Raw genomic sequence first — 24299 nt, forward strand, 5'->3', positions numbered from 1 at the left:
GGGGATTTTTTCGACGCATTACAGGATTTAACCTCATGGCTTACACCACTTTTTCACAGACGAAAAACGATCAGCTTGCAGAACCGATGTTCTTTGGCCAGTCGGTTAACGTGGCTCGCTACGATCAGCAAAAATATGACATCTTCGAAAAGCTGATTGAAAAGCAACTCTCCTTCTTCTGGCGTCCGGAAGAGGTGGACGTTTCCCGTGACCGTATCGACTATCAGGCGCTGCCCGATCACGAAAAACACATCTTCATCAGCAACCTGAAATACCAGACGCTGCTGGACTCCATTCAGGGCCGCAGCCCAAACGTTGCTCTGCTGCCGCTGATTTCCATCCCTGAGTTGGAAACCTGGGTTGAAACGTGGGCGTTTTCCGAAACCATCCACTCACGCTCTTACACCCATATCATCCGTAATATCGTTAACGATCCGGCGATTGTGTTTGACGATATCGTCACTAACCAGGAGATCTTAAAGCGCGCAAAAGATATCTCCGGTTACTACGACCGACTGATTGAGATGACCAGCTACTGGCATCTGCTGGGTGAAGGTACGCATAACGTGAACGGCAAAACCGTGACCGTGAACCTGCGTGCACTCAAGCGCCAACTCTATTTATGCCTGATGAGCGTTAACGCACTGGAAGCAATTCGCTTCTACGTCAGCTTCGCTTGTTCCTTCGCATTCGCCGAGCGCGAATTGATGGAAGGCAACGCTAAAATCATCAAGCTGATTGCCCGTGACGAAGCCCTGCACCTGACCGGCACTCAGCACATGCTGAACCTGATGCGCTCCGGTGAAGACGATCCTGAAATGGCGGAAATCGCCCAGGAATGCCGCCAGGAATGCTACGACCTGTTCGTACTGGCTGCCGAGCAAGAAAAAGAGTGGGCAAGCTATCTGTTCCGCGACGGTTCGATGATCGGTCTGAACAAAGATATTCTCTGCCAGTATGTTGATTACATTACCAATATCCGTATGCAGGCTGTCGGTCTGGACTTGCCATTTAAAACGCGTTCTAACCCAATCCCATGGATTAACGCCTGGCTTGTGTCTGACAACGTGCAGGTTGCACCGCAAGAAGTGGAAGTGAGCTCTTATCTGGTCGGTCAGATTGATTCGAACGTTAACACCGATGATTTAAGTGATTTCCAGCTGTAATTTATGAGCCGCATCACGCTACGAATCACCGGAGCGCAGCTCCTGTGTGAAGAAGAACATCCTTCCCTGCTGGCGACGCTGGAATCTCACCAGGTCGCCGTGGAATATCAGTGTCGCGAAGGTTATTGCGGCTCCTGCCGCATCCGGCTGACGGCAGGCGAAGTGAAGTGGCTTACCGAACCGCTGGCGTTTATCCAGCCCGGTGAAATACTACCCTGCTGCTGCCAGGCGCAGGGCGATATTGAAATCGAGATGTAATACAACCTCCCGCGGGAGGTTGTATATTTTCTAGCTTCGACTTTCCCGCGCTTTCATTTCCTGGTGATGTTTATTCTCACCCACCATTACCACCAGCAGCAGGATCACGGCCATAATACTGCCGCCAATCATCACCATAAAACCGCCATCCCAGCCAAAGAAATCAACGGTATAACCGACAATCGCACTCGCCGCAACCGAACCACCAAGATAGCCAAACAGGCCAGTGAAGCCCGCTGCCGTTCCCGCGGCTTTTTTCGGTGCCAGTTCCAGCGCGTGCAGGCCAATCAGCATCACCGGTCCGTAGATCAGGAAGCCAATCACAATCATACACGCCATATCCACACCCGGATTTCCCGGTGGGTTTAGCCAGTACACAATGGTCGCAATCGTCACCAGAATCATAAAGAACACGCCGGTTGCACCACGATTGCCACGGAAAACTTTATCCGACATCCAGCCGCACAGCAGCGTGCCCGGGATCCCGGCGTATTCGTAAAGGAAGTAAGCCCAGGAGGATTTATCTAATGCGAAGTGCTTCACCTCTTTGAGATAAGTAGGTGACCAGTCAAGAATCCCATAGCGCAGCAAATAGACAAAAACGTTAGCAATGGCGATGTACCAAAGCAGGCGGTTCGGGAACACATACTGCATAAAAATCTGCTTAGCTGTCAGTTCCTCTTCCGTTTTTTCGTTGTAGTCGTCCGGGTAATCATTTTTGTACTCTTCGATTGGCGGCAACCCGCAGGATTGCGGTGTATCGCGCATCAATGCAAAAGCAATGAGCGCCACCAGAATCGCCGCAAAGGCTGGCATATAAAGAGCCGCATGCCAGTCGTTAAACCACGCCATCCCGAGTAAGAACAGCAGTGGCGGCAAGCCACCGCCTACGTTATGCGCGCAGTTCCAGATAGAAACAATTCCGCCACGCTCTTTCTTGGACCACCAGTGAACCATGGTGCGCCCACACGGCGGCCAGCCCATGCCCTGGAACCAGCCACATAAGAACAGCAGCACAAACATCACCGCAATGCTGGATGTCGCCCATGGCACAAATCCCATGAATAGCATGACTAACGACGCCAGAATTAAACCGGCAGGTAAGAAAACACGCGGATTAGAGCGGTCAGAAACCGATCCCATGATGAATTTTGAAAAGCCGTAGGCGATAGAAATACCGGAAAGCGCGAATCCTAAATCCCCTCGCGAGAAACCTTGCTCAATTAAGTACGGCATTGCCAGGGTGAAGTTTTTACGCACCAGATAGTAGGCCGCGTAACCGAAGAAGATCCCCATAAAGATTTGCCAGCGCAGGCGTTTATAAGTTGGGTCAATGTGCTCGCTCTCACGCCGGGGTTGGTGCGCGCTTGGTTTGAAAATGCTCAGCATAAATGCCTCCGTGGCAGGTTTTATCAGGCAATGTTCTTTTGCGAGCGCATGGTAAGAATTATCCCGTCTGGTTAGTGTGAAACACCCCGCAAATTATTACATTTTTATTACAAACTATCGAAATAGTGCATGACATCACACTTCACTTTCGATTTATGCTCGAATTTGCTCGATATCAAACATTGATGGTCTTTTCTGTGGCTGAATAGCGTTCAAGAGGTTCTTTCCAGGAGAAGCGCATGAACGCGGATAGCAAAGAAAGGGATGTCATTATTATTGGTGGAGGTGCAACGGGGGCAGGGATTGCCCGCGACTGTGCGCGACGCGGTTTACGCACGCTACTACTGGAAAGGCATGATATCGCCACCGGTGCGACAGGCCGAAATCATGGATTACTCCATAGCGGCGCGCGGTACGCCATGACGGACAGCGAATCGGCCCGCGAATGCATTGAAGAAAACCGCATTCTGAAACATATCGCTCGCCATTGCATCGAACGCACCGACGGCTTGTTTATCACCCTTCCCGAAGACGATTTATCGCAACAGAATATCTTTATCGCCTCTTGCCAGGACGCAGGAATTGACGCTCAACGCATCGACCCCAAAGAAGCTTTGCGTCTGGAACCTGCGGCAAACCCTGAATTGATCGGCGCGGTGCGCGTGCCGGATGGAACTGTCGACCCCTTCCGCCTGACCGCCGCCAATATGCTCGATGCCAGAGAACATGGCGCAGAAATTCTTACCGGGCAGGAAGTTACCGGGTTGATTCGCCAGGCAGACCGGGTTTGCGGGGTTCGCGTATACAACCACCAGACACACCAGCATCACGATTTGTATGCGCATGTTGTTGTTAATGCTGCGGGGATCTGGGGGCAGCACATTGCAGAATATGCTGATTTGAGTGTGCGCATGTTGCCAGCAAAAGGTTCGCTGCTGATCCTGGGTCACCGCATCAACAACATGGTGATCAACCGCTGCCGCAAACCTGCTGATGCCGATATTCTGGTGCCAGGCGATACCATTTCTCTTATTGGCACAACCTCAACCCCCATCGAATACGACCAAATCGACAATATGCGCGTCACGCCGCAAGAGGTCGATATTCTGATTCGTGAAGGTTCGAAGCTTGCCCCTAAACTCGCCGCCACCCGCATCCTACGCGCTTATGCTGGCGTTCGCCCACTCGTTGCCTGCGATAACGATCCCACCGGGCGAAATGTTAGCCGTGGAATTGTTCTACTGGATCATGCAAAGCGCGACGGTATGGAGGGTTTTATTACCATCACCGGCGGCAAACTCATGACCTACCGCCTGATGGCCGAGTGGGCGACTAACGCCGTGTGTGAAAAACTCGGTAATACCCAGCCTTGTACTACAGCGACAACTCCACTTCCCGGCTCGGGAAGCTCGCAAGAAGAGACGCTCAGTAAAGTCATATCATTGCCGCCCACGATCCGCCGTTCGGCAGTCTGGCGTCATGGCGATCGCGCCGAGCAACTTCTTGCGGGCGATCGTCTGAGCAATAGCCTGGTATGTGAATGTGAAGCGGTAACGGCCGGTGAAGTTCGCTACGCGGTCAACAAACTTGCCGTTCGCAATCTTGGCGATTTACGCCGCCGTACTCGCGTGGGTATGGGCACCTGCCAGGGGGAGTTGTGTGCCTGCCGTGCAGCCGGGCTTTTACAGCGCTTTGGCACATCAACACCTGCGCAATCGCTCGATCAGCTGTCACTTTTTCTTAATGAGCGCTGGAAAGGCATTCGCCCCATCGCATGGGATGATGCGCTGCGAGAAAGCGAATTTACCGCCTGGGTGTACCAGGGGTTGTGCGGGCTAAAAAAAGGAACACCACAATGAGATTCGACAGCCTGATTATTGGCGGTGGGCTCGCCGGACTGGTGTGCGGTATCCGTCTTGCGGAAGCGGGGCTGCGTTGCGCTATCGTCAGCCGGGGTCAAAGCGCACTGCATTTTTCGTCCGGATCGCTGGATTTACTGGCCGAGTTGCCCGATGGCACTCCGGTCGACTTTCCTTTGAAGGCGCTGGATGCCTTAAATCAACAAGCACCGGAACACCCATACAGTCTGATGGGGGCGCAAAACGTACAGCGTTTCGCGATGGAGAGTGAAGCGCTGCTGGCCCGCTGCAATATCATGCTCACAGGGAGTTATCAGCAAAATCATCTGCGTATTACCCCGCTGGGTACACAACGCGCAACGTGGTTAAGTCCTGTGGAAATTCCCGTAGCTCCCCTTCCCTGGCAGCGCATAACCGTAGTGGGAATTGCAGGATTTCTCGATTTTCAGCCTGAACTGGTCGCAGGTTCACTGGCAGAGAACAACATCAATGTGAAAACCGCGGAACTGACACTTCCCGCACTGGACACGTTACGCAATAACCCCAGCGAGTTCCGCGCCGCCAATATCGCCCGCGTACTGGATAAGCCTGAGCAACAACTCCTGCTTATTGATGAGCTTAAAACCCTGGCGCATGACACTGACGCCCTGTTCCTTCCGGCATGCCTCGGGGGTGAAGATGATAAAGCCTGGCAGGCGATAAGCCGTGAATTACCCTGCCCGCTTCGCCTGTTACCCACACTTCCCCCTTCGGTGCTCGGTATGCGGTTGTATCACCAGTTGCGCCGCCGTTTTCAGCAACTCAACGGGATAATGATGCCCGGCGATGCCGTGGTGAGGACGGAAACACACAAGCAAAATATCAGTGCGATTTTCACCCGCAACCACGCAGAAGTCCCGCTGCGGGCAAACCATTATGTTCTCGCCAGCGGCAGCTTTTTCAGCAATGGCCTGGAAGCAAAATTCAGTGGGATACGGGAACCGATTTTCGGGCTGGATATTCGCGCTCCGGCGCTGCGTGAAGAGTGGTGTCACGAAGATTTTTTCAGCCCGCAGCCATATTTACAGGCAGGCGTTGCCGTTGATAAACATTTTCAGCCTACTATCGGCGGGCAACGCATTGAAAACCTTTACGCCATCGGTTCGGTACTGGCCGGGTTCGACCCGCTGCAACAAGGTTGTGGCGCGGGTGTGTCAATGACTGGCGCACTGCACGTCGCACAACGCATTCTTGAATCGCAGGGGGCGGCCGATGAATCTGCTTGATGAAACCAGTTTTGAAAACTGCATTAAATGCACCGTCTGCACTACTGTCTGCCCGGTCAGCCGGGTTAACCCGGACTACCCCGGTCCTAAGCAGTCCGGTCCTGACGGAGAGCGCCTGCGCCTGAAAGATGCAGCACTTTATGACGACGCCCTTAAATTTTGCACCAACTGCAAACGCTGCGAAGTCGCCTGCCCGTCTGATGTGAAAATTGGCGATATCATCCAGCGTGCCAAAGCCCGCTATGGCAAAACACCGTTTAAATTAAGGGATGCCATTCTCAGCCATACCGATTTAATGGGCACACTGTCGACACCGTTCGCACCGCTGGTGAATACAGCAACGTCATTGATACCGGTGAGAAATTTGCTCGATAAAACTCTCGGCATCGACAGCCACTGCGCATTACCGAAATACTCGTCAGGAACATTTCGTCAGTGGTATCGCAAACAGGCAACGACGCAAAAATCCTTTGCTGAGCAAGTGGCGTTTATCCATGGCTGTTACGTTAACTACAACCACTCCCAACTCGGCAAAGATTTAGTGCGCGTGATGAACGCGATGGGATTTGGCGTGCAATTGTTGGAGCGGGAAAAGTGCTGTGGCGTGCCGTTGATTGCCAACGGTTTTATCGACAAAGCGAAAAAGCAGGCCGCTATTAACGCAGCTTCACTGAGCAAAGCAGTGCTTGAGCAAGGGCTGCCGGTGGTCGCCACCTCGTCAACCTGCACCTTCACTTTACGCGATGAATATCCACACGTGCTGGATGTCGACACTCGGCCGATGCGTGACCACATTGAACTGGCGACTCGTTTTATCTGGAAGCAACTAGAAAACGGGAGAAAGTTGAAACTTAAAGCGTTACCGCTGCGTATTGCTTACCACACGCCATGTCATATGGAGAAAATGGGCTGGTCGCTTTACACGCTGGATCTTTTGCAGCGTTTGCCTGGCGTGGAGTTGGTTATGCTGGAATCCCAGTGCTGCGGAATTGCGGGGACGTACGGGTTTAAAAAGGAAAACTATCAATTTTCACAAAGCATTGGCGCACCGTTATTCCAGCAGATTGAGGAGAGCGGCGTCGATTTGGTGGTCACAGATTGCGAAACCTGCAAATGGCAGATTGAGATGTCCACCAGTAAGAAATGCGAGCACCCGATTACGCTTTTGGCTCGGGCACTCGCATAGTTATTAGATTTCTAGTGAGTCGACAACATTCACCCAGCCATGCTCAGCGGCGACATCCCAGCCGTTGAGCCAGCGGCGCAGCATGTTGAGGGCCATCATCGCGCAGACTTCCTGGCGTGTACGCAGGGCGTAGCGGGTTACGTTGAATTTCACTTGCAGTCCATAAGTCCCTTTTGGCGTGTGCAGTGCAAAATGAAGATGCTCGTCATCAAGGCTCCCCACCACCAGTGCCAGAGCACTTCCCGCTTGCAGCGCGAAGTTTTTTGCACGCTCCGTTATCTGCACCAGTGTTTCAGGGCGTGCGGAAAGCACTTCGCTATTACCTAATGGCGCTTGTGCACTGGCAAGTTGCAGGCACAGCAGCCCGGCGGTGAATTGTTCGCTGACGGCAATATTGAGTGACTGCGCTCTTAGGCGTTCTGCAAGTTGCGCAGGTAAACCTTCTGTTCCTTCAAAAATGGCGCTTTCACCGGCGACACGCTGCACTTGTGGCCATACGGCTTCCATCGCCTGACGCTGGCTTGCTGGGCCAGTCAATTTTAACTCGATAATCGGCATTGATGAGCGATACCCCATCACCGCGCCTTCCGGTAAAGGAATCGGCTCAAGACTTTGGGCTAACTCGCTTTCGGAACGCCCGAAAGTGGTAAGACGCAAGCAAACTGGCGGCTCAGGTAACACAAAACGCTCACGCAGGCGCGGCATGATTTGTTGATCAACCATCACTTTAAATTCGGAAGGAACGCCTGGGGTGAAGAACATCAGGCAGCGGTTGAGTTGTAGAGCAAACCCGCATGCAGTACCGACCGGGTTATCAACCATTTCACTGGTGGCAGGGATTAATGCCTGCTTACGATTGCTCGGTGCCATTTCACGCCCGCGTTCGGCAAAGAAACGTTCCATATGCGCAAGCCATTCCTGATGCATCACCAGTTCCACGCCTGCGGCAGTAGCGGCAGCCAGCGCACTGAGGTCATCACTGGTTGGCCCAAGGCCACCATTCACAATTAGAACATCGGCATGTTCGCTGCGCTCTTTAAGCACCGCGATTAAATCTTCAAGACTGTCGCCCACCGTATTACGGCGCGACATTGATAAACCCTGGTTAAAGAAATAATCAGCAAGCCAGGCTGCGTTGGTATCAATAATTTGACCATGCAGCACTTCGTCGCCGGTAGACAGCATTTCCACTTTTATCATTGTTGTGCTCCGCGGGAAGAAAACGGTTCACAATATCGCAAATTAATTTGAGGATTACCAAAAAGATAATCCTCAAAGGATTTCGTGTTGCAGGAAGGCGGCAAAGCCGTAAGTCTCTGGAAGCATAGATAACTATGCGACCAGGGCGCGCGGCAGCAGCCAACGCCCCTGCAACGCGAAAGACGAAGAGGATTTAGAAACCTGCGGAAACGCCGACGTATGGACCGTCTGCAATAGCGTTATCTCGGTTGCCATCTTTACCGTTAACACCGATATAGCGATAACCGGCTTCAACAGTGATTGGGCGAATAACAGTCCAACGAGCACCCGCACTGGCTTCCTGGTAATCTTTCACGCCACTGGAAAGAGAATCTGGGGAGTAATAGTAATCACCGAATACGGAGATGCTATCGAATACCTGCCAGCTCAAACCACCACCCACTGCCAATGCATAACCTTCATCACCATCTTTCGGATTCAGATAAACCGCACGGCCGCCAACTGTACCCATAAATGGACCCAATGGCACATTCAGACCGAGCCCCAGACCTGCGGTATCACCATCGTCATCGTTATGGGCGTAGTTACCGTTCATGGTCAGACCGGCAGAGTCCTGGCCGAAGCCTACTGCGATATTTGTATAATTTTCGCCCGCCTGGCCGCTAACGCTGATAGCGCTTGCAGATGCAGATACGAGAGCTAAACCGGCAACGCCAGCCAAAAGTAATTTGTTCATGCTTTCATTCCTGAGCAGTAAAAAGGGATGTCCCTGAAAAAACGCCGATTTTACAGCCAGGGGTGAGGTAATCAATGCGTTAGAAATGCTTTTCTTCATTCGTTTGTAAGAAAATGAAAAAACGCCCTGTTAAACAGCCGCCAGCTTCACTCTCACTAATCCCCGCCATAAGTGGCAGCAGCGGGAAAACACGAGAGTTTAGGTGTAGGCGAAACAGCATTTATGGAAGTTAAGGCAACAAAAAACCGCCCGTAGGCGGTTTCGTTTCACTCTTCATCTTGCCGGGTCCAAGGGTAAGTCAGGATCAAGCGGCTCAATGGGGTCTGGAACACCTGGTATTGTATCTCCGGGCAGCGGTTCATCGACAGGTACCGGGTCGACCAGGTTTGGATGGTTAGACATAAGAACCTCCAACGCAAGAGCAGTTAAAACCTACAAATGGAACAAAGCTTATTTTTGATTCTGCTTTGGCTTTTTCTCATCGTTCTTAGGGGCTTTATCTGGATTTTTAGGCTGCTCTTTGGAAACGTTCATGTTTAGTGTTTTCATAACTCATTCCTCAGTGATTGCAGAACTTTACTGCAAACCAAGTATAGTTTTAGGTTCATAAACTTGCTAGCGAAGCGGTTTGCAATATTTATATCTAGACCATATGCATCGCCAATAAAAAAGCCGCTCGAACAGAGCGGCATAAATCGGCCTTAGAATCGGGTATGTAGGTCGGATTAGCGTTAGCAACATCCGACATTAAAACGGGCGGGTGGCATTAAATTGTAGCCACCCGTTTTACCCATAACGTTAACTGTAATCGCGAAATCTTAATCCCGCCCTGCTTGAATTCATCAGGCAAGCGCAACCAACGCACCGGCTGCTGAAAACGGGCTACTTTTCCCGGCAACCACTCTGACAATAGCGACAGGTCAAAATCCTCGTCGGCCTCCACCACCGCAACCGGGCGTTGGCCAAATTCGGCATCATCTATTGGCACGACAAAAACTTGTTTCACCGCGGGATGAGTGGTAATCACGCGCTCAACTTCTTCCGGCTGGATCCCTTCCCCACCACTGAAAAACAGATTATCGAGGCGGCCAATAAGCGTTAGACGCGGCCCATTCAGAACCCCTCGATCGCGTGTTGCAAACCAGCCCTGTGAATTAACCAGCGGCACGACAACACCCGCTTTCCAGTAGCCTGATGCCAGGCTATCGGCACGAATCCACACTTCCTGATCAACGATTTTCACTTCCCGGCCTGGCAGAGCTTTGCCCACATCCGGCAACCCATCAGCACGTTTGGCGCAGACCGTTGAGGCCAGTTCCGTTAATCCATAACCACACCAGCAATTGATGCCTTTTTCCTGCGCCGCTTGCGTGAGCTCAACGGGAATTGCCGCGCCACCCAATAACACTTCACGCAAGGTTTCCGGAGGGGATTGATCAAGCAGTCGCCAGAGCTGGGTCGGCACCAGTGACGCATGCGTACAGCCTTGCAATGCATCGCTCAAAGGATGTAAATCGCGCACTACCATGCAACCACCCGCCAACAGCCAGCGCCACAAAATGCCCTGGCCGGAGACATGAAACAGAGGCAGTGATAACAACCAACTGTCATTCGCACCGTAGCTCATCACCGCCAGCACACCTGCGGCACTGGCAAGATGAGCATCACTGGTATGAACCGCCGCTTTGGGTAAGCCCGTTGAGCCGGAGGTCAGCGTCATCGATGCAAACCTTGCAGGCTGCCACTCAACCTTGAAACGTTCGCCTTCTAGCAGAGTTAACGGGTTGATCTCGGCAACGGTAAGCGGCGTATCAGAAGCCAATGCATGGTTGATAGTCAGCGTGGGGAGTAACTGTTGGAGCAAAGATTCAGGCAACTGTGGATTAAGCGGCAATACACGCGCCCCACATTGCAACAACGCAAGCAGAGCGAAAACCATTTCCGGGCTGTTTTTCGCACGCAACACAACGCCTTGCCCTTCAAGCACACCCTGCTGGCGAAAGCCTCCTGCCAGCGCATCAACGCGCTGGCATAGCTCACGCCAGTTCAGGCTTTCATGACCTAAAGTAAGTGCCGGTTGGTCACCACGAATTTGTGACCAATACTGCCAGGGGAAATCTTGAAAACTCATAACACTCGCTCAAGAGATTCCAGTGACCAGCACGGCAGTGGGCTGCCTGGCCATTCGCGCACCAACTGTGCCTGCATCAACGACAGCGTATCGAGACCTGGTAGCGTTTGCGGCGTCAGCCACGCGGCAATTCGCGCCAATTGTGTTAAGCCGAGGCTCGACTCAATCGAAGAACTGATAACCGCCGTCAATCCCAGGGCATGGGCCTGCTCAACCTGTTGACGGACTTTCTCAAGACTCCCGGTTAAGGTCGGCTTGATAACCACCGCACTTAAGCCAGGCTCGGCGGCAAACTCAAAATCAGGCTCACGCAGGCTTTCATCCCAGGCGATCGCAATTCCCGTTTCACGGGCAAACTCACGGGATTGCTCACGGGTTTTGCACGGCTCTTCGATAAACGCAATGCGCGGTCGGAAATCAGGATTGACGTATTTGGCGAACTGCTGCGCTTTGAGCGGTGTCCAGCCACGGTTGGCATCAAGACGCAGACGCAAATCAGGCATCGCTTCCAGCAGAAGATTGACCACCATGCCGTCGCGCACGGCTTCATACAAACCCACTTTCACCTTGGCGATTTTCTCACCGGGAATAGCAGCCAGCATGGCAAACAGTTCGTCCGGATCACCGGTGCACAATGGCGCCGCACGGTAATCCGCCGCCTGAGGCAATTCACCACTGATTTCGGCCAGCGCGCAACTCAGGCCAAACGCCACCGATGGCATTTCAGGCAGGTCGATTTCCGCGCCAGTTTGCCAGACTTGCAGCCAGCTTTGTGCCACGCTCAATGCGTCATCGACAGTTTCTACGCTAAAACCAGGCAACGGCGAGATCTCACCGAAGCCCTGTTTTTCGCCATCTGTCAGGCGCACTAAGAGTCCGTCGCGTGTTTTCAGGCGCCGCTCACGCAGCACTACACCCGCATCCATCGGCACCTGAAAGCGCCACAGTTCGACGCTACGCATTACGGGTTCCGTTTAAATTTGCTGAAGTCCGGCTGGCGTTTTTGGTTGAACGCGTTGCGACCTTCCTGACCCTCTTCAGTCATGTAGAACAGCATGGTGGCGTTGCCGGCCAGTTCTTGTAAACCGGCCTGACCATCACAGTCAGCATTCAGCGCAGCCTTCAGGCAACGCAGCGCCATTGGGCTGTTTTGCAGCATTTCACGGCACCAGCGCACAGTCTCTTTTTCAAGGTCGGCATTTGGCACAACGGTGTTCACCAGGCCCATATCCAATGCTTCTTTTGCGTCGTACTGGCGGCACAGGAACCAGATTTCCCGCGCTTTTTTCTGGCCGACGATACGCGCCATATAAGAAGCACCCCAGCCACCGTCGAACGAGCCCACTTTCGGGCCAGTCTGGCCGAATACCGCGTTTTCAGCAGCAATTGTCAGGTCGCACATCATATGCAGTACATGACCACCGCCGATGGAATAACCCGCAACCATTGCCACAACTGGTTTTGGACAGGTGCGAATCTGGCGCTGGAAATCCAGCACATTCAGGTGATGGGTGCCGCTTGCGTCCTGGTAGCCGCCGTAATCGCCGCGTACTTTTTGATCGCCGCCTGCACAGAAGGCTTTTTCGCCTTCGCCGGTCAGGATAATGGTGCCAATGTTGTCGTCGTAACGGGCATCAGCCAGCGCATTAATCATCTCTTTTACGGTCAACGGGCGGAATGCATTACGCACTTCAGGGCGGTTGATGGTGATTTTAGCAATACCGTCAGCTGATTTGTGATAGCGAATATCGGTGTAACCTTCCGAGCAATCCTGCCATTCAACTGGCGCGTAAAGCATTTCTTCATCTGGATAAATCATGGTGTTTCCTCGATAGGTTTTCGCAATAAATTGAGCAGGCAGGCCGTGAAAGCAATCGGGTTTTCCCGATGTGCGTTATGGCCTGCGGCAGTAATAAGGTGCGGTGACAATTCCAGGCTGGTTGCCACGGCGCGGAATTTTTCATCCCGCTCACCGCAAAGATAGTAAAAAGGCAACGGCAATTGCTTGAGCGTAGCCTTTAAATCTGGTTGGTTGCCAAGAGAAGTCGCCTCAAGCATTGCGGCAAGGCTTTGGGCATTATTCTGGCTGCGTTGTGCGATAAGCAAAGCGCGTTGCTGTTTATTGAGCGACTGGAAAACAGCCTGATGATACCAGTCGTTCAGCACCTCATTTAGCGGTTGTGTCCTTAACCGCTGCGCCCATTGCTGGTCGCTGTTTTTTCTTTCTCGGCGAGCATTCTCATCCGTAAGTCCAGGATGGCTCCCCTCAACAATCAAGCCGCACAAAGCGGAATTCTCAAGCTGACAAGCATGATACATCGCCACGCGCCCGCCAAGAGAGTAGCCAATTAGCCAGTATTTTAGAATGTTGTAACTTAGGAGCGTATTTCGCAGTAAATTATCGACTTGTGCAAAGCCTTCAGCCGTAATATCGGCTGATTTACCATGACCGGGCAAGTCGATGAAGAGTTGCGGCCAATCGGTGAAATGTTCGCTGAAGGTTTCCCACTCCTGCCGGTTGCCTAAAAAGCCGTGCAGCCAAACCAGACACGGCAAGTTGGCATCGCGGCCTTCATGAAAAACAGCGTGCAGAATCATGCCTGACTGACCTGTGCGAGCAAATGCTGCAAGGTTTGCGCACCGTCAGTTTCACTAACGGTGAGCTCAATGATGGTCGCATGAGGAGAACACCAGGCATGGGTCACTGCTTCCTGCAACTCATCCCAGCTTGCCGGATTGTTATAGGAGAGGCTGAACATCGCTGCTGCGTGGGCAAAATTGACGTTTTGCGGCATGGTATAGAAGCGTTCGCGTTCGTCTGCAGGCGTTGGCAACAGCGAGAATATTTGCCCGCCATTATTATTCACGATCAGCAAAACGAAGGGAGCGGAAACCTGACGTAATAATGCCAGTGAGTTGATGTCGTAAAGTGCCGATAGATCGCCAACAATCGCCAGCGTTGAACGCGCGGTGGCTCGTTGCACGCCGGCAGCTGTTGAAAGTAAGCCGTCAATACCGCTTGCACCGCGATTGCTAAATACCGGATAACCAGCGGGCAATTGCGCGAAAGCATCAACCAGACGAACAATCAGGCTATTGCCGACAAACAGCTGCCCGGCTTCCGGTAACAATTCAGCCAGGCGCGCCGCAACCTGGGCTTCGCCGAATTCGAGAGTGCCCTTTTTAACCGCCTGCTGGGCGATTTTTGCAAGCGTAGTTAATTTCTCATCCCACGCCACGCGCTTTTCAGCGGGGTGAAGTTCGAGCCATTGTGTAATATCGCAACACAAGCGACGGCCACGATGATTCGCAGGATCAAGTCGGCCTGGCAAATTATCCACCAACCAGTACTCTTCAGGCTCGCAGGTTGCCTGCCATTGCAGAACGCGTTTTCCAGTCAGGCTACTGCCAAACTGAATAATAATTTGTGCTTCGGCAAGTTCGGTCACCGCCTGGCTGTTGCTCAGCCATAAATCTGCACATGGCAACGGCTGCCCAGTTTGCGATAGCACATCGCCAATTAACGGCCAACCGAGCATTTTCGCCCATGCAGCGACCTGTTTTCCTTCTTCAGGATTCAAACGCCCGGCAACCACCACGCCGCGTTTTTGACGCCAGAAGAACCAGTCACGCTGTTTAAGCACTTCCTGAGTCAGGCCAGTACGTAACCAGGGTTTATCACCTTGCCACCAGCCGCCCAATGCCTGTTGCCAGCTCATGCCTGTTTCATCAGGCTCGCCATACAGCGGCTCGGCGAATGGACAATTGATGTGAATCGCACCAGCCATCTGCTGGCCTAGTGCGTTATCGATAGTCGAAACCAACCAGCGCGCAGGAATATCCTGTGTTGGACGAGGTAAATTAATCGATTGAGTAGGATGGGAGCTAAAAATCCCAGGCTGGCGAATCGCCTGATTGGCGCCGCAATCAATAAGTTCCGGTGGACGATCGGCGGTAAGCACCACCAGTTTTTCACCGGTCAAACCCGCTTCGATAATCGCCGGATAGAGGTTTGCCACCGCCGTACCGGAAGTCACGATAATAGCGACCGGAGCCTGGCTTGCTTTTGCCAGACCTAATGCCAGGTGACCTAAACCACGCTCGTCAAAATGTGTATGACAAATAAAAGCCCGATTTTCGGCCGCCCCAAGGGTCAGAGGTGTAGAACGCGAGCCAGGGGCAATGCAGACGTGGCGCACGCCGTGGCGAGTCAGCGTTTCAAGGATTACCGTAGCCCAACGGCGGTTAAACGAGCTTATCGACATGATTCAGTCCTGAGTCAATTTTGCTGACTCATTATAATTATTGCTGGAACGGTTATTTTGATATGGGTCGGTAATACCCTTCAAACTGCATTTTTGTTGGCAACAAGCACGATGAAGTTCGAATTGTCTCAGACATACCTATAATTTAGAACGTTGATTTTGTTAATAACGTTCGCAACCCGGCGGCTTTATTTTCTATTTCCTGCCATTCTTCCGCCGCATCAGAACCTGCGACAATTCCAGCTCCGGCATATAAACGCACCATATTATTGATTACTTTTGCCGAGCGTAACGCAACGCAGAACTCACTTTGACGCTGCGAGATATAACCCGCCGACCCCGCATACCATTCACGCTCAAACGGTTCATTATGGGCGATAAATCCGCGCGCCACATCACGTGGCAACCCGGCAACAGCGGCAGTAGGTTGCAACATTGCAAGGCATACAGCATCGTCAGGCTGAGCCAAATCGGTCCAGATGCAACGGCGCAAGTGTTGTACCTTTCTCAGACGTACCACCTGCGGCGGCAATACATCAATAGCCCCCACCTTTTTTTGCAAACGCTGGCAAATATCTTCAACGACCAACATGTTTTCACGTTGGTTTTTATCGTCTTTGAGCAACCACTGCCCCAAAGACCAGGCTCGATGGTCGTCGGGATGGTTAGCAACCGTTCCGGCAAGCGCTTCGGTGCGTAAAGCGCTATCGATGCGCCGCCACAAGCGTTCCGGGCTCGAGCCAAGGAACGCATGGCTACCATCAAACACCATCAAGAAATGATAGCAATTCAGGTTTACCCGGCGACTGGCCGCCATAAACCCGGCTGCGGAAACTGCGGTAGTAAATTGCAGATCGGTGGCTCTCGCCAGGACGACTTTATCGAGCTCGTGCTGCTCAATTGCAGATATTGCACGGTCAACTAACTGATTCCATTCTGGTTGTGTTGGAATATGTTGCTCACCGACGCAATTTAAACGCTGTAATGGTAATTGCTTTGCAGGCAGCATTTGCTCAAGGAATTGAAGGGCTACCCGTGCATCATCTTGCAGGGAAGTTTCGCTGTAAATATTAAGGAAGAGAAAAGCATCGCCACCAATGCGCCGCCATTCAAGGCGTGGGAGAAATAAAAAACTGCTGGTGGGTGAAAATGCATTTACGCCAGTAATACGAACAGCTGGCTGGTCCGCATAGGCATCAATAAATGCCCTGGCGGCATCTAAGGTATCGAACTGGCAAACAGCACCGAGGGCGGCAATTTCGTCATCGCCATTGCGCTGTTGCCAGTAAAACTGAGGATAAAGACGTTGGCTAGTCAACCATGCGAGTGCATCTGAGGCATCACTGAGGGTAACAGCACAAGATAACTGCTGTAAGCCCGGTGCATCCGCAAATTCTGCGTTCAATGCAAGCTGTAACTGTTGCAGCGCGACGACAACTGAATTCACGTTTACCTCACCTTCCCTGAAAACCCCTGATTATACGTGGTCATGGCGGCAAAAAAAAATCCCACCCAATGGGTAAGATTTTCTTTAATCGGCACACGGTGAATTTATGTGCCGATTTGGGTTAGCGTCTGGCGAGTAACAGTCCTAACACCAGACCTGCCGCCGCCCCCACACCCACTCCTTGCCATGGTTTTTCATGAACATAATCATCAGCGCGATAAACCGCTTTTTTGGCCCGATAATAGTAATTATCGGAAGCGTTACTGACCCGCGCTTTGACTTCGCTGAGCGCCGCTTCTGCACGTGCTTTCAGCTCAATGTATTTTTGGTCAGCAGGATCACCTGAGGAACGCAGCACTTCTTCTAACGTTTCACTAAGCAGAGTTAAATCATCATCAAGACGAGATTCATACGGTTGCATCACTGTTCTCCGTGTTTAAAAAATACTCGTCCGCTAACTATAGACAACACTAGTGCTTTTTACCTGGCGATTAATCTGTCATTAACTATTTGCCATACCGATATGGGGAATACCGTCTTCGTCATACACGTCAGTAACTGGGGTAAATCCGAAGTGGGCATAGAACGATTGCAGATGAGCCTGAGCGCCTAAATAGACTGTTTTTTCTGGCCAATACTGGTGGCACGACGCCATCGCCTGTTCCATCAACTGGTAACCCAGTTTTTCACCGCGCACGCTTTTATCAACAATGACACGGCCAATCACTACCGGTTCAAACTCGCTGTCGCTTTTCAGGATGCGGGCATAGGCCACAAGTTTGCCACCCTTCCAACCAAGAATATGGCGGTTCTCACCCACCAGATCATCACCATCAATATCCTGGTAGGGGCAATTTTGCTCGACCACAAACACTTCATTGCGTAGCGCCAAAAGTGTGTAGAGATCGGTTACGCTCAATTCCGAATGGTGTAAATCTTGCCAAATCAACATGCTGTGCTCCAGTAGTTGTGATGAGGGGTTTATCCTCCCACATTTAGAGCAATAACTAAAAGGTTCAGTAGCTGATGTTCATCCTTCGACATACTGATTTATGTCAAAGAATCAATTCATCCAATGAATATATCTATTCTTAATTATGCCTTCCGGTATATTAATTCCCCGTTGATAGCACATTTTATAAGACCGTTTAAACGGTCACTCTTCGTGGACGTTATTTATATGTTAGGTAAAGCGCGCCAATTTATTCCTTTGGTTGTTTGTATATTAATTGTTGCAGTGGCGAATGTTTTGTTCTCACCAATGCATGTTATGTTTCAACGAATGATAATATTTGTATTATTAATGTTATCGTTTGGGTTAATTAAAAACAAACTCCTCCGCTTATTCGTGGCACTGCTGCCGCTATTGTTGGTGGCATGGGATGTTACGCTAACTTTCTATGCCCACGGCACCTTTGGCACAGAGTTTAGTTATGGTTTCGCAATGAGTGTACTGGAGAGCGATAGCCACGAAATCAGCGCAATGTTGTGGCTCTACAAAAAATATTGCTTCGGTTTTTTCGCCCTGGTCATTTTGTTATTACGCAGCGTTGCGACTATTCCTACGCCTGGTGATAAATGGCTCGCAAAATCACCGTTTTATTTATTAGCCATATTACTGTTCAGTAATATTGTGCAAGCGACAGTCCATAACATTAAGAAAAACAGCCAGGGAAGTATTACTGCACGTGTAATTAACTATTTACCTATAAGCAATGTTAAATACTTTCTTCAGGCATGGAGTGACCAGCGATTAATAAGGCAAATAGCAAGTCAGATCCCTGATTACCAGTTGCAAACACAGGAAACCGGTATTGATACTTATGTGTTGGTTATCGGGGAGTCAGCGCGTAGCGAAAACATGAGTATTTATGGCTACCCGCAACCCACCACGCCACAACTGGAGGCCGAGCGCAGCCACCTTCTACTCTGGAATCATGCCATTAGCGGCGCACCGATCACTATTACCGCCGTACCGCTGGCGATCACAGCAGATACCGTGCAAAACCATAATATCCACCATTACTCGGATAACATTATTAACCTGGCGAATCAGGCCGGTTTTGATACATCATGGTTTAGTAAGCAGGGGATGCTTGGTGATTACAATAATGCGATTACCGGTATCGCGATGAATGCCGCCCATAAACACTGGGTTAACAATGGGTTTGATGATGCGTTGTTACCCGATTTGCGTAAGGCTTTAAATCATCAAGGTAAACAGCTCATTGTGCTGCATATCTATGGTAGCCATGAACCGGAATGCACACGTTTTCCGACCACTGACGCCCCCTTCAGCAGGCAAAGTGATGGTATAGATGCCTGTTATGACAACTCGATCCACTTCACTGACAAACTACTCGGCAATATTTTCTCTCTGCTGAAAGACAGGCGAGCTTCTGTCGCTTATTTTTCCGATCACGCGCTGGAACGCGAACCGACACAAAACGTGGTTTATCACCACGGAGGGGTAAAACCAAGCCAGCACGCTTTTGAAGTGCCAATGTTTATCTGGTACAGCCAGCAGGTTAATAACCCAGATACCGGAACGGTAGAGGATATTTATTCAACGGTGAATAACGACAAAATATTGCGCCGCTGGATGGGAATTTCGCTACCTGGAGACAGGCCAGAAGAAACAGTGCAACTTACCGCTAACAGGCTGGCAGGGAAAGCACCCGTGATGGATACCACCAATCATATTTATAACTGGAAAGAGTTGGCACATTAACCCGCGATCATGAGCCGTAAAAAAGCCCCATCAGTTATGAGCTGATGGGGCTTTGATGTTTTATATCCGCTTAGCAAACTCAGTAAAAATCAGCGGATGCGGCTTCAGCCTGAGCCATCCAAACTGGTTTTTCGCTGGTTTTAGACCAGACGCGGTGCAGGTAGCTGTAAAAACGGGCGCGATCTTTCCAGAACAGCATCACTGGCAAAGCCAGAACACCTGCTACAACAACAAAAGTGCGACGCAGGATGACCTGATGCAATGGATAGTCTTTATATAGAGTCATAGGCTTCTCCCTTAAATTGTGACCGGTAGCAAAAACCGGGAAGTTGGAACTTGTTATCTGCCCAAAATAGTATCGCATTGGCTGAAAGTTTACTACTCATCCGACCACTAAAGGACACTTTTTGCCACTAATTTACATTCCCCTGCGTAATTAAGTTACAAAATAGTTAAATAAATACTAACCATTAGTTAATTAATGGCTTTATCCCAAAGTCACTTTGGGATGCAGGGCGAGGGGTATATGGCATTTTTATACTTTTTTTACACCCCGTCCCCAGACTTTTACGACATCTTTGCACTGAAAATTTCACACTCGTTGCATTACATATCAGCCCTAAATAATTCGAGTTGCAGGACAAAAGGCTTAATCCTTTTGAACAGCGCTTGCGCTGGCCCCAACGGGGCGAGGCTCTGCCGAGTAACGCGGCAATCGAGAGAATCCCGATGAGCTTACTCAAGTAAGTGATTCGGGTGAGCGAGAGCAGCCAACACACCTGCAAATCGAAGTATGAAGGGCACGCGGAGGTGGATTGTGAGTGCAGGACTGATCGTTGGAGTTGTGCTGGTCTTTATGCTGTTGGGATATTTAATTTATGCCCTGATTAATGCGGAGGCGTTCTAATGGCCGCTTCTGCATTCTTATTAATTGCCAACTTCCTGCTGGTGCTTTTTGCACTAGCAAAACCGCTGGGTAGCGTGCTTGCGCGGTTAATTGAAGGAGAACCGCTGCCAGGCGTGGGCCGTGTTGAATCGGTGATGTGGAAAGTTCTGGGAAGCGAAACGGCTGAAATGAGCTGGAAACGTTATCTTGCCGCGATCCTGGTCTTCAACGTTTTAGGTTTGCTACTGCTTTTCATCATCTTAATGACGCAAGGGAGTTTGCCGCTTAATCCACAGCAATTGCCTGGCCTTTCCTGGCATCTGGCGTTAAACACTGCTGTTAGTTTTGTCTCCAATACCAACTGGCAATCCTATAGCGGCGAAACCACGCTGAGTTATTTCAGCCAGATGGTTGGCTTGACAGTACAAAACTTCCTTTCCGCTGCAACGGGTATCGCCGTGGTGTTTGCACTGATTCGCGCATTTTCCCGTCATAGCGCCACTACGCTTGGTAACGCGTGGGTCGATTTAACTCGCATCACGTTATACATCCTGCTGCCGATTTCACTGTTGATTGCACTGTTCTTTGTTAGCCAGGGAACCTTGCAGAATATCGCCGCATATCAGCCGTTCACCTCGCTTGAAGGTGTGCAGCATGTCTTGCCTATGGGGCCGGTGGCTTCGCAAGAAGCGATCAAAATGCTCGGCACCAACGGCGGTGGTTTCTTTAACGCTAACTCCTCTCACCCTTTCGAGAACCCAACGGCGCTGACCAACTTTGTGCAGATGCTGGCGATCTTCCTGATCCCAACCGCTCTGTGTTTCGCCTTTGGTGAAGCTGTGGGCGACAAACGCCAGGGGCGCGCCATTTTGTGGGCGATGGGCATCATTTTTGTTATCTGCGTTGTGGTGGTGATGTGGGCTGAAACACAAGGTAACCCGCATTTCATGCAGCTTGGTGCTGATAGCAATATCAATATGGAAGGTAAAGAGAGCCGCTTTGGCATTCTGGTCAGTAGCCTATTTTCCGTGATTACCACCGCAGCATCTTGTGGCGCTGTTAATGCAATGCATGACTCCTTCACAGCATTAGGCGGCATGATTCCCATGTGGCTGATGCAGATCGGTGAAGTGGTGTTTGGCGGCGTCGGCTCCGGGCTGTACGGCATGTTGCTGTTCGTCTTGCTCACCGTGTTTATCGCTGGGTTGATGATTGGCCGCACACCGGAATATCTGGGTAAAAAAATCGACGTCGCAGAGATGAAAATGACTGCGATGGCAATCCTCGTCACCCCGACATTGGTACTGCTCGGTACCGCCCTTGCGATGATGACTGAGGCTGGTCGCGCCGGGATATTCAACTCTGGTATCCACGGCTTTAGCGAAGTGCTTTACGCCGTCTCATCTGCCGCTAATAACAACGGCAGCGCATTTGCAGGGCTTAGCGCCAACACGCCTTTCTGGAACGTGCTTCTGGCAGTATGCATGTGGTTCGGCCGCTTTGCGGTGATTGTCCCGGTGCTGGCGATTGCCGGAACGCTAGTCACTAAAAAGTCGCAAACCGCAGGCGTCGGTACGCTGCCGACTCACGGCCCTCTGTTTATTGGCCTGCTGATTGGCACCGTATTGTTAGTCGGTGCACTGACCTTTATCCCCGCCCTCGCATTAGGCCCGGTTGCGGAACACCTTTCCTTCGTGAATTTGTGATTAAGAGGCTTCCATGAGTCGCAAGCAACAGGCGCTATTTGAACCATCGCTGATTCGTCAGGCGCTAATAGATTCCTTTAAAAAACTTAACCCGCAGGTGCAGTGGCGTAACCCGGTGATGTTTATCGTCTGGGTGGGTAGCGTGATGACTACGGTCCTGGCGATTGCCATGTTCAGTGGAAAACTTCAGGCCGACGCACCATTTACCTTAGCCATCAGCATCTGGCTGTGGTTTACCGTACTGTTCGCAAATTTTGCCGAAGCGCTGGCTGAAGGCCGTAGTAAAGCGCAAGCCAATAGCCTGAAAGGGGTGAAGAAAACCAGTTGGGCGCGCAAATTACGCGCCCCTCACCATGACGCCCAAATGGACCATGTTCCCGCCGCCGATCTGCGTAAAGGCGACATTGTGCTGGTTGAAGCGGGCGACATTATCCCTTGTGATGGCGAAGTGCTGGAAGGCGGCGCATCAGTCGATGAAAGCGCGATTACCGGCGAATCCGCACCAGTGATTCGTGAATCAGGTGGCGACTTTGCCTCCGTCACTGGCGGCACGCGCATTCTTTCCGACTGGCTGGTGATTCAGTGCAGCGTGAACCCTGGCGAAACCTTCCTCGACCGCATGATTGCGATGGTGGAAAGTGCGCAACGCCGCAAAACGCCGAATGAAATCGCGCTGACGATTTTGCTGGTGGCGCTGACTATCGTCTTTTTACTGGCAACCGCCACGCTGTGGCCCTTCTCGCAATACGGTGGTGTGGCAGTTAGCGTCACGGTGCTGATTGCCCTGCTGGTTTGTTTAATTCCCACCACCATCGGCGGGCTGCTTTCAGCGATTGGTGTTGCCGGGATGAGCCGCATGTTGGGTGCAAACGTGATTGCCACCAGCGGGCGTGCCGTTGAAGCCGCGGGCGATGTCGACGTATTGCTGCTGGATAAAACAGGCACCATTACGCTTGGTAACCGCCAGGCTTCTGATTTCCTGCCTGCACCCGGTATTGATGAAAAAACTCTGGCCGATGCGGCGCAGCTTTCGTCGCTTGCAGATGAAACGCCGGAAGGCCGCAGCATTGTGGTGCTGGCAAAACAGCGCTTTAACCTGCGCGAACGCGACGTGCAAAACCTGCATGCCACCTTTGTGCCGTTTACCGCGCAAACCCGCATGAGCGGCATCAATATTCAGGACCGCATGATTCGCAAAGGATCGGTGGATGCGATTCGCCGCCACGTTGAGGCGAACGGCGGACACTTCCCGCCGCAAGTCGACACGCTGGTAGAAGGTGTTGCCCGCACAGGCGGAACACCGCTGGTGGTGGCAGAGGGTGCCAATGTGCTCGGTGTTATCGCCCTGAAGGATATCGTGAAAGGCGGCATTAAAGAGCGCTTTGCCCAACTGCGCCAGATGGGGATTAAAACGGTGATGATCACCGGGGATAACCGTCTGACGGCGGCAGCGATTGCTGCCGAAGCGGGTGTTGATGATTTTCTTGCGGAAGCAACACCGGAAGCGAAACTGGCGTTGATTCGCCAGTATCAGGCGGAAGGTCGTTTAGTAGCGATGACCGGCGACGGCACCAACGATGCCCCGGCGCTGGCGCAGGCGGATGTGGCGGTAGCCATGAACTCCGGCACGCAAGCGGCAAAAGAAGCGGGCAACATGGTGGATTTGGATTCTAACCCCACCAAGTTGATTGAAGTGGTACACATCGGCAAACAGATGCTGATGACTCGTGGCTCGCTGACCACCTTCAGTATTGCCAACGACGTGGCAAAGTATTTCGCGATTATTCCCGCCGCGTTTGCTGCAACTTATCCGCAGCTTAATGCGCTAAACGTGATGCACCTGCACTCCCCTGCCTCGGCGATTTTAAGCGCGGTGATTTTTAACGCGCTAATCATCATCTTTTTGATTCCACTGGCGTTACGGGGCGTGAGCTACAAACCGCTCAGTGCCGCAGCGATGCTGCGCCGCAACCTGTGGATTTACGGTCTGGGGGGTTTAGTTGTGCCGTTTATTGGCATCAAAGCTATCGACTTGCTGCTGACCGTCTGTGGCCTGGTTTAAGAGGAAAAACAA

22 protein-coding genes are annotated in these 24299 nt (G+C 51.6%); 9 read left to right on the top strand and 13 right to left on the bottom strand.

Annotation, left to right across the window (positions count from 1 at the left end; all coding sequences use genetic code 11):
• The first annotated feature begins 35 nt into the window (after positions 1-35).
• Together nrdB and yfaE are read left to right on the top strand one after the other, a co-directional pair.
• A complete protein-coding gene (nrdB, locus tag LVQ77_RS06780; protein WP_064517141.1) occupies positions 36-1166 on the top strand; it encodes a class Ia ribonucleoside-diphosphate reductase subunit beta in 1131 nt (376 codons plus the stop codon).
• A gap of 3 nt (positions 1167-1169) precedes the next feature.
• Positions 1170-1424, top strand: a complete 255-nt coding sequence (yfaE, locus tag LVQ77_RS06785; RefSeq protein WP_134183713.1) for a class I ribonucleotide reductase maintenance protein YfaE — start codon at positions 1170-1172, stop codon at positions 1422-1424.
• Positions 1425-1454: 30 nt separating this feature from the next.
• Here the strand turns inward: yfaE and glpT are convergent, their stop codons facing one another.
• Complete coding sequence (gene glpT, locus LVQ77_RS06790; RefSeq protein ID WP_232865126.1) at positions 1455-2813, bottom strand: glycerol-3-phosphate transporter; 1359 nt, start codon at positions 2811-2813, stop codon at positions 1455-1457.
• Positions 2814-3052: 239 nt separating this feature from the next.
• On the opposite strand from glpT, the gene glpA reads away from it, so the two are divergent.
• Genes glpA through glpC form a run of 3 tightly spaced genes read left to right on the top strand, consistent with a single transcriptional unit; the run spans position 3053 to position 7123 of the window.
• Entirely contained in the window at positions 3053-4672 is a 1620-nt protein-coding gene (gene glpA / locus LVQ77_RS06795; RefSeq protein WP_232904028.1) for an anaerobic glycerol-3-phosphate dehydrogenase subunit A, read from the top strand.
• Positions 4669-5937, top strand: coding sequence for a glycerol-3-phosphate dehydrogenase subunit GlpB (glpB, locus tag LVQ77_RS06800; protein ID WP_232904029.1), 1269 nt, complete (start codon positions 4669-4671; stop codon positions 5935-5937). Before glpA ends, glpB begins: the two co-directional genes overlap by 4 nt.
• Entirely contained in the window at positions 5924-7123 is a 1200-nt protein-coding gene (gene glpC, locus LVQ77_RS06805) for an anaerobic glycerol-3-phosphate dehydrogenase subunit GlpC (RefSeq protein ID WP_232904030.1), read from the top strand. Before glpB ends, glpC begins: the two co-directional genes overlap by 14 nt.
• Positions 7124-7126: 3 nt before the next feature.
• Here the strand turns inward: glpC and LVQ77_RS06810 are convergent, their stop codons facing one another.
• The 11 genes from LVQ77_RS06810 to LVQ77_RS06860 all read right to left on the bottom strand — a co-directional run bounded on the left by LVQ77_RS06810 (position 7127) and on the right by LVQ77_RS06860 (position 17854).
• Positions 7127-8323 carry a nicotinamide mononucleotide deamidase-related protein YfaY gene (locus LVQ77_RS06810; protein ID WP_232904031.1) on the bottom strand — a complete coding sequence of 399 codons (1197 nt, stop codon included), beginning with the start codon at positions 8321-8323 and terminating at the stop codon, positions 7127-7129.
• Between the two features lie 193 nt (positions 8324-8516).
• Positions 8517-9059 (bottom strand): YfaZ family outer membrane protein, encoded by a 543-nt coding sequence (locus LVQ77_RS06815; RefSeq protein WP_232904032.1) that lies wholly within the window; start codon positions 9057-9059, stop codon positions 8517-8519.
• Between the two features lie 273 nt (positions 9060-9332).
• Complete coding sequence (locus LVQ77_RS06820; protein ID WP_232904033.1) at positions 9333-9461, bottom strand: hypothetical protein; 129 nt, start codon at positions 9459-9461, stop codon at positions 9333-9335.
• A gap of 364 nt (positions 9462-9825) precedes the next feature.
• Positions 9826-11190: an o-succinylbenzoate--CoA ligase gene (gene menE / locus LVQ77_RS06825; RefSeq protein ID WP_232904034.1), complete on the bottom strand. Its 1365-nt coding sequence runs from the start codon at positions 11188-11190 to the stop codon at positions 9826-9828.
• Positions 11187-12152: an o-succinylbenzoate synthase gene (gene menC / locus LVQ77_RS06830; protein ID WP_232904035.1), complete on the bottom strand. Its 966-nt coding sequence runs from the start codon at positions 12150-12152 to the stop codon at positions 11187-11189. Before menC ends, menE begins: the two co-directional genes overlap by 4 nt.
• Positions 12152-13009, bottom strand: coding sequence for a 1,4-dihydroxy-2-naphthoyl-CoA synthase (menB, locus tag LVQ77_RS06835; protein ID WP_034456650.1), 858 nt, complete (start codon positions 13007-13009; stop codon positions 12152-12154). Before menB ends, menC begins: the two co-directional genes overlap by 1 nt.
• Positions 13006-13788, bottom strand: a complete 783-nt coding sequence (menH, locus tag LVQ77_RS06840) for a 2-succinyl-6-hydroxy-2,4-cyclohexadiene-1-carboxylate synthase (RefSeq protein ID WP_232904036.1) — start codon at positions 13786-13788, stop codon at positions 13006-13008. The genes menB and menH overlap by 4 nt, the downstream gene beginning before the upstream one ends.
• A complete protein-coding gene (gene menD, locus LVQ77_RS06845; protein ID WP_232904037.1) occupies positions 13785-15455 on the bottom strand; it encodes a 2-succinyl-5-enolpyruvyl-6-hydroxy-3-cyclohexene-1-carboxylic-acid synthase in 1671 nt (556 codons plus the stop codon). Before menD ends, menH begins: the two co-directional genes overlap by 4 nt.
• Positions 15456-15600: 145 nt before the next feature.
• Positions 15601-16902 (bottom strand): isochorismate synthase MenF, encoded by a 1302-nt coding sequence (gene menF / locus LVQ77_RS06850; RefSeq protein WP_232865135.1) that lies wholly within the window; start codon positions 16900-16902, stop codon positions 15601-15603.
• A gap of 121 nt (positions 16903-17023) precedes the next feature.
• Positions 17024-17323: a stress response protein ElaB gene (gene elaB / locus LVQ77_RS06855; RefSeq protein ID WP_232904038.1), complete on the bottom strand. Its 300-nt coding sequence runs from the start codon at positions 17321-17323 to the stop codon at positions 17024-17026.
• A gap of 81 nt (positions 17324-17404) precedes the next feature.
• A complete protein-coding gene (locus LVQ77_RS06860; protein ID WP_232904039.1) occupies positions 17405-17854 on the bottom strand; it encodes a GNAT family N-acetyltransferase in 450 nt (149 codons plus the stop codon).
• 228 nt (positions 17855-18082) lie between these two features.
• Between LVQ77_RS06860 and LVQ77_RS06865 the strand changes: the two genes are divergently transcribed.
• Entirely contained in the window at positions 18083-19633 is a 1551-nt protein-coding gene (locus tag LVQ77_RS06865) for a phosphoethanolamine transferase (protein ID WP_503489110.1), read from the top strand.
• A 79-nt stretch (positions 19634-19712) separates the two neighbouring features.
• Here the strand turns inward: LVQ77_RS06865 and LVQ77_RS06870 are convergent, their stop codons facing one another.
• Positions 19713-19919 carry a YbfA family protein gene (locus LVQ77_RS06870; RefSeq protein ID WP_034456665.1) on the bottom strand — a complete coding sequence of 69 codons (207 nt, stop codon included), beginning with the start codon at positions 19917-19919 and terminating at the stop codon, positions 19713-19715.
• A 531-nt stretch (positions 19920-20450) separates the two neighbouring features.
• Between LVQ77_RS06870 and kdpF the strand changes: the two genes are divergently transcribed.
• From kdpF to kdpB, 3 genes are read left to right on the top strand one after another with little or no spacing between them, the layout of a single operon-like run.
• The gene (gene kdpF / locus LVQ77_RS22340; RefSeq protein WP_120066070.1) at positions 20451-20540 is read left to right on the top strand and encodes a K(+)-transporting ATPase subunit F; all 90 of its coding nucleotides are present in this window, start codon (positions 20451-20453) and stop codon (positions 20538-20540) included.
• Positions 20540-22225 carry a potassium-transporting ATPase subunit KdpA gene (gene kdpA / locus LVQ77_RS06880; protein ID WP_232904041.1) on the top strand — a complete coding sequence of 562 codons (1686 nt, stop codon included), beginning with the start codon at positions 20540-20542 and terminating at the stop codon, positions 22223-22225. The genes kdpF and kdpA overlap by 1 nt, the downstream gene beginning before the upstream one ends.
• 13 nt (positions 22226-22238) lie before the next feature.
• Positions 22239-24287 (top strand): potassium-transporting ATPase subunit KdpB, encoded by a 2049-nt coding sequence (gene kdpB, locus LVQ77_RS06885; RefSeq protein ID WP_232904042.1) that lies wholly within the window; start codon positions 22239-22241, stop codon positions 24285-24287.
• The last annotated feature ends 12 nt before the right edge of the window (positions 24288-24299 follow it).

The sequence above is a fragment of the Buttiauxella cochleicola genome (assembly GCF_021282435.1).
Classification (GTDB): domain Bacteria; phylum Pseudomonadota; class Gammaproteobacteria; order Enterobacterales; family Enterobacteriaceae; genus Buttiauxella; species Buttiauxella massiliensis.